Source organism: Brevibacterium sp. (assembly GCF_022712115.1).
GTDB classification, from domain to species: domain Bacteria; phylum Actinomycetota; class Actinomycetes; order Actinomycetales; family Brevibacteriaceae; genus Brevibacterium; species Brevibacterium salitolerans.
Genome location: NZ_JALAHB010000254.1, coordinates 1 through 11,152, shown reverse-complemented (window position 1 = coordinate 11,152; position 11,152 = coordinate 1). Strand labels below are relative to the sequence as shown.

11 protein-coding genes are annotated in these 11,152 nt (G+C 71.1%); 5 read left to right on the top strand and 6 right to left on the bottom strand.

All coding sequences use genetic code 11. The features are described 5' to 3' along the window. Window positions 1-798, top strand: a 798-nt coding sequence (locus Q0A33_RS15140; protein WP_291798694.1) for a hypothetical protein, incomplete at its 5' end; no start/stop codon positions are given. A 4-nt stretch (window positions 799-802) separates the two neighbouring features. Here Q0A33_RS15140 and Q0A33_RS15135 read toward each other — a convergent pair. The 6 genes from Q0A33_RS15135 to Q0A33_RS15110 all read right to left on the bottom strand — a co-directional run bounded on the left by Q0A33_RS15135 (window position 803) and on the right by Q0A33_RS15110 (window position 7,252). Next, window positions 803-1,486, bottom strand: a complete 684-nt coding sequence (locus tag Q0A33_RS15135) for an MgtC/SapB family protein (RefSeq protein ID WP_291798700.1) — start codon at window positions 1,484-1,486, stop codon at window positions 803-805. A 191-nt stretch (window positions 1,487-1,677) separates the two neighbouring features. Beyond that, window positions 1,678-2,142: a hypothetical protein gene (locus Q0A33_RS15130; protein WP_291798691.1), complete on the bottom strand. Its 465-nt coding sequence runs from the start codon at window positions 2,140-2,142 to the stop codon at window positions 1,678-1,680. Between the two features lie 5 nt (window positions 2,143-2,147). Then, window positions 2,148-3,308 (bottom strand): adenosine deaminase, encoded by a 1,161-nt coding sequence (locus Q0A33_RS15125; RefSeq protein WP_291798688.1) that lies wholly within the window; start codon window positions 3,306-3,308, stop codon window positions 2,148-2,150. A gap of 9 nt (window positions 3,309-3,317) precedes the next feature. Continuing rightward, window positions 3,318-4,538, bottom strand: coding sequence for a BMP family ABC transporter substrate-binding protein (locus Q0A33_RS15120; protein ID WP_291798685.1), 1,221 nt, complete (start codon window positions 4,536-4,538; stop codon window positions 3,318-3,320). 74 nt (window positions 4,539-4,612) lie between these two features. Next, window positions 4,613-5,806, bottom strand: a complete 1,194-nt coding sequence (locus Q0A33_RS15115; RefSeq protein ID WP_291798696.1) for an amidohydrolase — start codon at window positions 5,804-5,806, stop codon at window positions 4,613-4,615. Window positions 5,807-6,142: 336 nt separating this feature from the next. After that, window positions 6,143-7,252 (bottom strand): mannose-1-phosphate guanylyltransferase, encoded by a 1,110-nt coding sequence (locus Q0A33_RS15110; RefSeq protein WP_291798682.1) that lies wholly within the window; start codon window positions 7,250-7,252, stop codon window positions 6,143-6,145. Window positions 7,253-7,646: 394 nt separating this feature from the next. On the opposite strand from Q0A33_RS15110, the gene sdhC reads away from it, so the two are divergent. From sdhC to Q0A33_RS15090, 4 genes are read left to right on the top strand one after another with little or no spacing between them, the layout of a single operon-like run. Further along, window positions 7,647-8,030, top strand: coding sequence for a succinate dehydrogenase, cytochrome b556 subunit (sdhC, locus tag Q0A33_RS15105; RefSeq protein WP_291798679.1), 384 nt, complete (start codon window positions 7,647-7,649; stop codon window positions 8,028-8,030). Beyond that, window positions 8,030-8,467 (top strand): succinate dehydrogenase hydrophobic membrane anchor subunit, encoded by a 438-nt coding sequence (locus Q0A33_RS15100; protein WP_291798676.1) that lies wholly within the window; start codon window positions 8,030-8,032, stop codon window positions 8,465-8,467. The genes sdhC and Q0A33_RS15100 overlap by 1 nt, the downstream gene beginning before the upstream one ends. Before the next feature lie 27 nt (window positions 8,468-8,494). After that, window positions 8,495-10,255: a succinate dehydrogenase flavoprotein subunit gene (gene sdhA / locus Q0A33_RS15095; RefSeq protein WP_291798671.1), complete on the top strand. Its 1,761-nt coding sequence runs from the start codon at window positions 8,495-8,497 to the stop codon at window positions 10,253-10,255. Further along, window positions 10,255-11,061, top strand: coding sequence for a succinate dehydrogenase iron-sulfur subunit (locus tag Q0A33_RS15090; protein WP_291798668.1), 807 nt, complete (start codon window positions 10,255-10,257; stop codon window positions 11,059-11,061). Before sdhA ends, Q0A33_RS15090 begins: the two co-directional genes overlap by 1 nt. Window positions 11,062-11,152 lie beyond the last annotated feature (91 nt).

Sequence of the window (11,152 nt, the reverse complement as noted above, 5' to 3'; positions counted from 1 at the left end):
GACGCGTCCGCCACCGTCGCACACCCCGCAGACGCGGTCCGTGGAACACGCGCCCGCGCCATGACCCGCACCGCTCGTGCGGCGGCAATCGGCGGCTCCGCAGCTTCCGCCCTCGCACTCCTGCTCAGCGGCTGCGCGACCGTGGACTCGGAACGGCCCGCCGAGGTGCCCTCCGTGGAGCCGGAGACGATCACACCCGTGCCCACGCCCGAGGGCACCGCGGCCGTCGTGGATGTGAGTCCCGGAGGTGAGGAGTCCTCGGACTTCGTGTGGCAGGGCCTCGCCCGCGCCGCGGACGCCGGTGAGGAGACCTACGTGCACGCCTGGGTGCGCAGCTACGCGGAGCTCCCGAACGAAGGAGAGATCACCCTCACACCGGAGTTCCCCGACAGCGTGAGCATCACGGTGGACGCCGAGGCCGTGACCGTCTCCGAGGCCGATCCCGCGATGCGCCTCATCGAAGGCACATTCACGGTGGAGCAGCTGGGCACGAGTGCGTTCGCCCTCACCACGGAGGACACCGAGCCTCAGGAAGACCTGCACCCGCAGGGGCCGGACGACGCCCAGCGGTGCACGGCCGAGGACGGCAACGAGCGCATCCAGGCCGCCTCCCAGAACCTCGCGGAGGCGCTGCAGTCCGGGGATGACGCCGCACGCGAGGAGATGCGCCTCCAGTGGGCGGCGGCACCCGCGGTCTGGTGGGGCATTCAGCGCACAGCGATCGACCTCGCCGGTTCGGAGCAGGAGTTCGCAGGCGATTTCCTGCTCGAGGCCTGCGAACCGTACCTGCAGGGATGAGCCCTCAGATGCTGTCGCCGTCCGCGTCGACGGAGTGCTCCCGGCTCACGCGCAGCGTCACGCCCTCCACACCCTCGATGTCCAGCAGCTCCGGCAGCAGCATCCGCAGCGGCCGCCGGCCGAGGAAGCGGATGTCCAGCTCCACGAGCGGCTCGCCGTCCTCGCCGGAGAACCTGCGGCTGTGCTCGATCGAGGTGGCGAACCCGAGCCCGGTCGCCGCGGCCAGGACCTCCCGGAGGATGCCGGCCCCGTCGCGGTAGGTCACCCGCACGAGTCTCCTGCTGTTCGGATCCGGGAGCCGGCGGATCAGCGGTGCGATGACGAAGAGGGTCAGCAGCGTGAGCGCGGTGAGGAGTGCGGCCAGCGAGAGCATGCCGGCACCGCAGGCCATGCCCACCGCCGCGGAGACCCAGACGGTGGCTGCCGTGGTGAGGCCGCGGACCATGTTCCTGCCCTTGAAGATCACGCCGGCTCCCAGGAAGCCGATCCCCGAGACCACCTGGGCGGCGATCCGGGAGGGATCGAGCGTCACGTCGTCGGCCAGCACCATCGCGAAGCCGTAGGCGGACACCAGGGTGAAGGCGCACGAGCCCATGCCCACCAGCACGTGGGTGCGGAAGCCCGCGGCCTTCTGCCGCAGCTGCCGTTCGAGGCCCAGCAGCGAGCACAGCACGAAGGCCGCCAGCATGAGCTGCGCCTCGACGAGACTCGTCCCGTGCAGGAGGCCCACGAATCCGTCCGTCTCACTCACCTCCCGTTCGCGCGCATCACTCCGTCGTTCTCCCCGTTCTCTCCCGCCCCGTCCGCGGGACCCCGCTCAGCGGAGCGAGGACCCGCACCTCGGCTCGTCCACGGGGGCACGTCGTCGCGAGGCCTCGCTCACCAGCGCTTGGGCGGAGGGGCGGGCGCGGAGGGATGCGCCGCATGGTACTCCGCCCCGAGCTCGTAGGCACGCAGCGAAGCCGGCATGAGGATCGCGACGAGGAAGACGGCCGCCGGTGCGATCACCCCCACGGCGTTGAGCGGCTCCGTGCTGAACATGGAGAGGCCGACGAGCACCAGGAGGACCTGCCAGGCGATGCCCGCGGGCCTCCCCCACCGGTGCAGCCGCCAGAGCGAGAGCGCCACGGCGACGAGCCCCAGCGCCAGCACGGCGAACATGCCGGCGAGCGCGAGCACGGACGTGGCCCCCGCGCCCGCGCCCACGACCACGAACGCGACCGTCGCGACGACGAGGGCCACCGCCTCGAGAGCCACGACGCCCACGGCGATGCCGAGGCTGGCTGGACGCGGCGGCAGAGCCTCCGGCGCCCCGCCGCCCGTGCCGCTTCCGGTACCCGCCATCTGCGTCAGAGGCTCGCCCGGGCGAAGCCGGGGACCAGCTGCTCGTCGATGATGGACTCCCGCACGCTGTAGGGCAGGAACGCACAGCCGAGCGCGGTGACGGTGACCCATTCGAGGTCGTCGAGCGTCCACCCCGCCTGGTCGACGAGGCGGCGCATCTCCTTCGTCACGCTCGTGTCCGACATGAGGCGGTTGTCCGGGTTCACGGTGACGGCGAACCCCAGTTCCTTGAGACGCGTGACGGGGTGCGTCGCGATGGACTCCGCCGCGCCGGTCTGCAGATTGGACGAGGGGCAGACCTCCAGGGGCACCTGCTGGTCGAGGACCCAGGCGGCCAGGCGGCCGTAGGCCGGAGCGGTCTCCACGCCGTCGCCGTCCGCGTCGCCCATCACGCCCTCGACCGAGGCGGCCTCGGACCAGCCCGGGATGTCCTCCGTGATGCGCACGCCGTGACCCACGCGCTGGGTGTGGCAGACGTGCACGGCGGACCGGATGGACTCCACGCCCGCGGCCTCGCCGGCGTGGATGGTCACGGGGAAGCTGGCGCGGTGGAGGAGGTCGAACGCCTCGAGGTGGTTCTCCGGCGGGAAGCCGTCCTCCGCCCCGGCGATGTCGAAGCCCACCACGCCCGCATCGCGGTGCCGCAGGGCGAGCTGGGCGATCTCGGTGGCCCTGTCCGCATGGCGCATCGCGGTGATGAGCTGGCCCACGCGGATGGAGCGACCCTCCTGCGCGGCCAGGGCCACACCCTCGTCCAGGCCCGCCTGCACGGCCTCGACCGCCTCGTCGAGCGTGAGGCCCTTGGCGAGGTGCTGTTCGGGAGCCCAGCGGGCCTCGGCGACGACGACGCCGTCGGCCACCTGGTCCAGCACCCACTCCCGGGCCACCCGGGTGAGCGCCGGGGCGGTCTGCATGACCGCGAGCGTCTGGTCGAAGGTCTGGAGGTAGCGCACGAGGTCCCCGGAGTCCGCGGACTCGGAGAACCACGCCCGGAGCGCCTGCGGATCCTCTGCGGGGAGCGTGTGGCCCACCTCGGCGGCGAGCTCCACGATCGTCTGCGGCCTCAGCCCCCCGTCGAGGTGATCGTGCAGCGACACCTTGGGGAGGGCGAGGATCGGGTCATCTGGGTCGACTCCGGCGGGAGTCGGGAAGAGTTGTGCATCCACCCTCCCAGCCTAGCCCTCCTCGGCCTCGTCCTCCATGCGCGCCAGCTCATCCGCGAGCTCGCGGCCCAGCCCCGTCACGGAGCTCAGCGCACCGTCGCTGGGGACCACCCGCACGCCTTCGTTGCCGAGCGTGCCGACGGCCCGGCGGGAGCGCACCTCCAGCCCGGCCACCAGCTGCGGCTCCGCCGGCTGGGCGCCCTCCGCGGAGTCCGCGTCCGTCACCAGCAGCTCGGGGTCGCCGCCCTCCCCCGGCCAGCTCGCCAGGAGCGCACGCAGGCCGAGGCCGGGCTCCGGGACCACGGACAGCAGCACCTGCTGCCGGAGGGCACGGGGAAGCACCTTGGCACCGTCGGCGCCATACCAGATCAGCGACGGGGGCGCGTCCTCGGCGTCCTCGGCCGCATCGGCCTCCGCCTCTCCGCCGCCCTGGGCATCCTCCGCGGCAGGGGTGTCCCCGTCCTCCGCAGGAGCGGCCTCCGCGTCCTCCACCCGCTCCGCCAGGTGTGCGACCACTCCCTGCGGCGCGGCGGAGCCGAAGGGCGCGAGCACGTCCGCACCGGCCTCCTCGGCGCCGGCCGCCCATGCCCTGCCCGCGCTGACGGTGTCGCTCAGCGTCCGCTCCGCGACGCCGGCCTCCCCGAGGACCACGATCTCCTCGTCGTGGAGTTTCCCGTAGGCGCGCGCGCCCTCGTCGAAGGCGGCCAGCACCTCCGCCCCGCTCGGGAAACCCTGTCCCACGACTGCGGCCACCGTGCCGGTCTCCGTCGCCGAGGCCGCCGCGAAGCCCGCGAGATAGCCCGGGTCCTCGAGTTCGAAGTCGAGGGTGAGCACGTTGTCGGGCATCTGCGACTGCGCCGAGGCGCTCACGGCGAGGAAGGCCTGTGCCGGCGATTCGCGGGCCACCTCCGCGAGCTCCTCGCCTCCGCCCGGTCCCACCAGGACGGTGAGGGTGCAGGCCTGCCCGGCGTAGCGTTCGAGGACCGTGCGGGTCTGGGCGGGAGTGCTCACCCGCTGGGAGCTCGTCGAGTCGATCGCACCGTCGGCCATCGCCTGCCGCACCTGGTCGAACACCGCCTGGCCCAGGCTGTGATCGCTGAAGCCGGACGGGGAGGAGACGGCGCACACGGAGGTCCGCACCAGATCGTCCTTCTTCCCGAGCCCGGAGCCCCCGCAGCCGCTCAGCACGAGGAAAGCCGCGGCGGCGGCTGCCGCGGAGCGGAGGACCGGCACACGTCCGCGGCCGTGCCGCCGCGGCTCCGCCGGAGCGCACGCAGGGCCGGCAGGCTGCGGTCCCGGGACGCGCCTCATCCGCCCGCAGACCCCGCGGCCGCGGCATCGTCCGCGGGACCGGCCTGCTCCCGTGCCGCGTCGGCAGCCAGTGCGCGCAGCGCGATGGAGGTGAACACCCGCACGCCGGACTCCAGCGCGCGTTCGTCGACGGTGAAGTCGCCCTGGTGGAGGTCGTACGTGGTGCCGCCCGGGGTGCGGGTGCCCAGCCGGATGAGCGCGCCCGGCCGTGAGGTGAGGTACCAGGCGAAGTCCTCTCCCCCCATCGACTGCGGGGTGAGCTGCACGGTGTCCGGCCCCAGCTCGCCGCGGATCGCGGCCTCCGCCAGCGTCACCTCGTCCTCGGTGTTGACGACCGGCGGCACGCCGCGGCGGTGGTCGAGGTCGACCTCCACGCCGTATGGTCCGGCGATCCGGTCCACGAGGTCCGGGAGCACCTCGGCGACCTGGTTCCAGCCGTCCACGTCGAGGCAGCGCAGGGTGCCGGTGAGCAGGCCCTCGCCCGGGATGGCGTTGGGAGCGTGACCGGCCTCGATGTGGCCCCAGACGAGGGAGATCGCGTGCCGCGGGTCGATGAGGCGGCTGAGGGTGGCCGGCAGGTCCGTGGCGAGACGGCCGAGTGCGTAGACGAGGTCCTCCGTGAGATGCGGCCGCGAGGTGTGGCCGCCGTGGCCGGAGAGCCGGATGACGACGGTGTCGCCCGCGGCCGTGATCGGCCCGATCCGCGAGCCCACCCGGCCCACGTCCACATTCGGGTCGCAGTGCAGGGCGAAGGCACGCTCCACCCCGTCGAGGGCCCCCTGCGCGATCGTGGAGAGCGCACCGCCGGGAGTGACCTCCTCCGCGGGCTGGAACACCAGGCGGACGGCGCCGCCGAGGCCGCCCGGCCGCGTGCGGTGCAGCCGGTCGAGGACGAGGCCCGCGCCCATGAGCGCCGTGAGGTGGACGTCGTGGCCGCAGGCGTGGGCGGCCTCGGGAACGGTCGAGGCCCAGGGCAGGCCGGTGCGGTCCTCAAGCGGGAGGGCGTCGATGTCCGCACGGAGCGCGGTGCGCGCGGGCCCCTCGCCCACGTCGCACACGAGGCCGGTGCCCTCGAGGAGGCGCGGCTCCAGACCCGCCGCGCGGAGACGGCGGGCCACCCTCTCCGTGGTGCGGTGCTCCTGGAAGGAGAGCTCCGGATGCATGTGGATGTCACGGCGGAACTCGAGCAGCTCTGCGTGGAAGGGTGCGAACGCGCGGGTGAGGGGCGTCTCCGGCGCCTGGGCGGCGCTCTCCGGCGGACCGGCCGGCTCCCGAGGGCGCTCCGGCCCGGTCTGTTCCGCGGCCTCCGGCGTCGCCGCCCCCGGAACCGCCGTCCCCCGCTGCGCGATGCCCTCAGCTGCCACGTCCGCCCACTTCCTCTTCGTTGCTGCTCCGCACGGCCGCGTCCGCGGGCCCTGCGGGTCCCCGTCGTACGAGACGAGTGCGACCCTCGATCCTACGACGGGCTCCTGCACCGGCGCTGAGCGGATGACCCGCACCGTCACACTCGCGGGCTCCCGCGGCACTCAGAGCAGGTCGTCGCGGCCCCGGGCCTCGGCCTCGGCGACGGCCTGCTTGACCTGCTGCGCGTGCGTGCGCGAGGTCACGAGCACGACGTCGTCCGTGTCCACCACCACGACGTCGTGGACGCCGACCAGCGCCACCGCACGTCCGGTCTCCGAGACCACGACCCCGCGGGAGGACACGTCGATGACGTCCGCCTCGCCCACCACGGAGACCGCGGTGCGCTCCCCCGGCACGGGCTGCCGCAGCTTGGCGACGGAGTCGAAGTCGCCCACGTCGTCCCAGCCGAAGTCCCCGGGCACCACGATGACCCGGCCCGCGGCCGCGGCGGGCTCCGCCACGACGTAGTCGATCGCCTTCTTCTCCAGCAGCGGCCATTCGCGGGCCATGACCTCCGACCAGCGGTCCGAACCCGCCGCGTCCGCGATCCTCCGCAGCCCGCCGTGCAGCGCGGGTGCCTCCTGACGGATGAGCTCCAGCAGCGCGGTCGCCCGCATGATGAACATGCCCGCGTTCCACCGGTAGCCGCCGGAGTAGGCATAGGTGCGCGCGGTCACCGCGTCCGGCTTCTCCACGAACTCCGCGGCCCGGCGGGCGGTCGGCGCACCGGGGATGCCCAGCAGTGCGCCGGTCTTGATGTAGCCGTAGGCGGTCGCGGGATAGGTCGGGGTGATGCCGATCGTCACGATGTCTCCGGTGGAGGCGGCCGCGGCAGCGGCCTGCTCCACCACCGCCACGAACTCCCCCTCGTTGGTGATCGAGTGATCCGCGGAGAACGAGCCGATCACAGCGTCCGGGTCCGCATCGCTGATGAGCATCGCCGCCAGCCCGATCGCGGCGGCGGAGTCCTTGGGCGAGGGCTCCGCCACGATGCGGTCCTCACGCAGCGCGGGGAGCTGGGCGGAGACCGCCTCGACGTGCGCCTCCCCCGTCACCACCCAGGTGTGGGAGGGATCGGCGAGCCTGGCCGCCCGCGTCCAGGTCGCCTGCAGCAGGGTGGACCCGATCCCCAGCACGTCATGCAGGAACTTGGGCCGGTCGCGGCGGGACAGCGGCCAGAGCCGGGTGCCGGAGCCGCCGGCGGGGATGACGGCGTGGAAGTTCTCGATCATCTGCGACATTATTCTCGAACCGGGACGGAAGTTCACAAAACGCACACGCGGCCGCCGTGGCGCGACCATGGGATCTGCGGCCGGAACCGGCGATCCTGCAGGTGCGGCCTCGAACGTGCGAGCGGGAGGGGCGCCCGGGCGCAGGCCGCCGTGACGGCCGTGACCAGGCGCGCGGCCGCCGCACGGCGCGAAGCCGCGCACATTTCCGTCACTCAGGGGTGACGTAAATGTGATGTGATACGGATCCTCTCGGTCACCGGGACGGCGATTGTGCGTTTTCACAGGGAACAGGGAGGATGAACTGACTCCGCACGTGTCGCTGATTGGCACTGCGACCGTCCGGGGCGTACTTTTCACAGGTACACATCTGCTCGTTCCCCTATGGAGGATGCCCGTGGCCAAGGCCTCAACCGGCACTCTGTACCGCGGAAGAGAAGGCATGTGGTCGTGGGTCGCGCATCGCGTGACCGGCGTCGGCATCTTCTTCTTCCTGCTCGTGCACGTGCTCGACACCGCACTCGTCCGCGTCTCGCCAGAGGCGTACAACGCAGTCATCGACACCTACAAGACGCCGTTCATGGCGTTCGGTGAGGTCATCCTCGTCGCTGCGATCGCCTTCCACGCATTCAACGGACTGCGCGTCATCGCCGTGGACTTCTTCAAGAGCGGTCCCAAGAACCACAAGAAGCTCTTCTGGGCGGTCATGGTCGTATGGCTCGTCGTCATGGTCGGCTTCCTGTGGAGGCACATCCCCAATTCGCTGGGAGGAGCATTCTGATGAGCGCCCCCGCCATCCCCACGCCCCGCACCGGCTACCAGCGCTCCAAGGCGAAGGGCTCCTCCTTCGAACTCGGCGCGTGGCTGTTCATGCGGCTGTCCGGCGTGCTCCTCGTGATCCTCATCTTCGGTCACCTCATCGTGAACATGTGGCTCGGCGACGGTGTGCACCAGATCGACTTCGGCTTCGTCGCCGGCAAGTGGGCCAGCCCGTTCTGGCAGATCTGGGATCTCCTCATGCTGTGGCTCGCCATGCTGCACGGCACCAACGGCGTCCGCACCGTGATCCTCGACTACGCGGAGCGTCCCGCCACGCGCCTGACGCTCCAGGTCGTCCTCTACATCGCATCCCTCGTCGTCGTCGTCCTGGGCACGCTCGTGATCTTCACGTTCGATCCCTGCATCGCCGGCAACACCTACGAGTTCTGCCCGGCCTGAGCCCGGTCATAAGGAGAACTGACACCTATGCAGGTACATGAGTACGACGTCGTGATCGTCGGCGCGGGCGGCGCCGGCATGCGCGCGGCGATCGAATCCGGTCAGCGCGCGCGCACGGCCGTGCTGACGAAGATCTACCCCACCCGCTCCCACACCGGCGCGGCGCAGGGCGGCATGTGCGCGGCCCTCGCCAACGTCGAGGAGGACAACTGGGAGTGGCACACCTTCGACACGATCAAGGGCGGCGACTACCTGGTCGACCAGGACGCCGCCGAGGTCATGGCGAAGGAGGCCATCGACGCGGTCCTCGACCTCGAGAAGATGGGCCTGCCCTTCAACCGCACGGAAGAGGGCAAGATCGACCAGCGCCGCTTCGGCGGTCACACCCGCGACCACGGCAAGGCACCCGTGCGCCGTGCCTGCTACGCGGCGGACCGCACCGGCCACATGATCCTCCAGACGCTGTACCAGAACTGCGTCAAGCACGGCGTGGAGTTCTTCAACGAGTTCTACGTCCTCGACCTCGTGATGACGGAGGTCGACGGCAAGGAGCAGCCCGCCGGCGTCGTCGCCTACGAGCTCGCCACCGGTGAGATCCACGTGTTCCGGTCCAAGTCCGTCGTGTTCGCCACCGGCGGGTTCGGCAAGATCTTCAAGACCACCTCGAACGCCCACACCCTGACGGGCGACGGCGTGGCGGTCACCTACCGCCGCGGCCTTCCGCTCGAGGACATGGAGTTCTTCCAGTTCCACCCCACGGGCCTCGCCGGCCTGGGCATCCTGCTCTCCGAGGCGGCCCGCGGTGAGGGCGGCATCCTCCGCAACGCGGACGGCGAGCGGTTCATGGAGCGCTATGCGCCCACCATCAAGGACCTCGCTCCCCGTGACATCGTCGCCCGCTCGATGGCCAACGAGGTGCGCGAGGGCCGCGGCTGCGGTCCCAACAAGGACTACGTCCTCCTCGACCTCACCCACCTCGAGCCCGCGCACATCGATGCGAAGCTCCCGGACATCACCGAGTTCGCGCGCACCTACCTGGGCGTGGAGCCGTACACGGAGCCGGTGCCGGTGTTCCCCACCGCGCACTACGGCATGGGCGGCATCCCCACGAACATCGAGTCCGAGGTGCTGCGCGACAACACGGACGTGGTCCCGGGCCTCTACGCCGCCGGTGAGTGCGCCTGCGTCTCCGTCCACGGCTCCAACCGCCTGGGCACCAACTCCCTGCTGGACATCAACGTGTTCGGCAAGCGCGCCGGCCGTGCCGCGGCAGAGTACGCGAAGACCGCGCCCATGCCGGAGCTGCCGGAGAACCCCGAGGCCTTCGTGGCCGGCGAGATCGAGCGTCTGCGGACCTCCGACGGTCCGGAGCGCGTCGCCGCCATCCGCGCGGACCTGCAGGAGACCATGGACGCCAACGTCCAGGTGTTCCGCACGGACGAGACGATGCGCAAGGCCCTGAATGACATCGAGGCGCTGCGCGAGCGGTACAAGAACATCGGCATCCAGGACCGCGGCAGGCGCTTCAACCTCGATCTGCTCGAGGCGATGGAGCTGGGCTTCCTCCTCGAGATCGCCGAGGTCGTCACCGTCGCGGCCATCCACCGCAAGGAGTCCCGCGGCGGGCACTTCCGCGAGGACTTCCCTGACCGTGACGACGCGAACTTCATGCAGCACACGATGACCTACCGCGACCAGAGCTCGGAGACCGAGGGCATCCCCGGCATGCGGCTCGAATGGAAGCCGGTGGTCGTCACCCGTTACCAGCCGATGGAGCGCAAGTACTGATGGCAGACAACACGCAGACCGCAGAACCGGCATCCAAGATCGATCTGCCGGCCGGCCAGGGCGGCGGAGGCGGAGCGATCCCCTCGTTCGAGGTCACGGCGAAGATCGCCCGGTTCGACCCGGAGAACGACTCCGAGCCGCACTGGGAGGAGTACCGGGTCCAGATGCACGGCACCGACCGTGTGCTCGACGTCCTGCACAAGATCAAGTGGGAGATCGACGGCTCCCTGTCCTTCCGCCGCTCCTGCGCGCACGGTGTGTGCGGTTCGGATGCCATGCGCATCAACGGCCGCAACCGCCTCGCGTGCAAGACGCTGCTCAAGGACTTCCAGAAGAGCGCCACCGACCCGGTGGAGATCACGGTCGAGGCCATCAAGGGTCTGCCGCTGGAGAAGGACCTCATCGTCGACATGGAGCCCTTCTTCCAGTCGTACCGCGAGATCATGCCGTTCCTCATCACCTCCGGCCAGGAGCCCACGAAGGAGCGCTACCAGTCGCAGGCCGACCGCGCGATCTTCGATGACACCACCAAGTGCATCCTGTGCGCCTCCTGCACCTCCTCCTGCCCGGTGTTCTGGACGGACGGCCAGTACTTCGGCCCGGCCGCGATCGTGAACGCGCACCGCTTCATCTTCGACAGCCGCGACGAGGGCGGTGACATGCGCCTCGAGGTCCTCAACGACCGTGAGGGCGTGTGGCGCTGCCGCACCACCTTCAACTGCACGGATGCCTGCCCCCGCGGCATCCAGGTGACGAAGGCGATCGCCGAGGTGAAGCAGGCGCTGCTCACCCGCACCCTCGCCTGAGAGCACCAGCACGCGAGAGGGCCGCGGATCGGCACCACGGCGCCGGAGCACGACCGCACCTCCGCTCCCCTCAGCTCCGGCATCCCAGGCT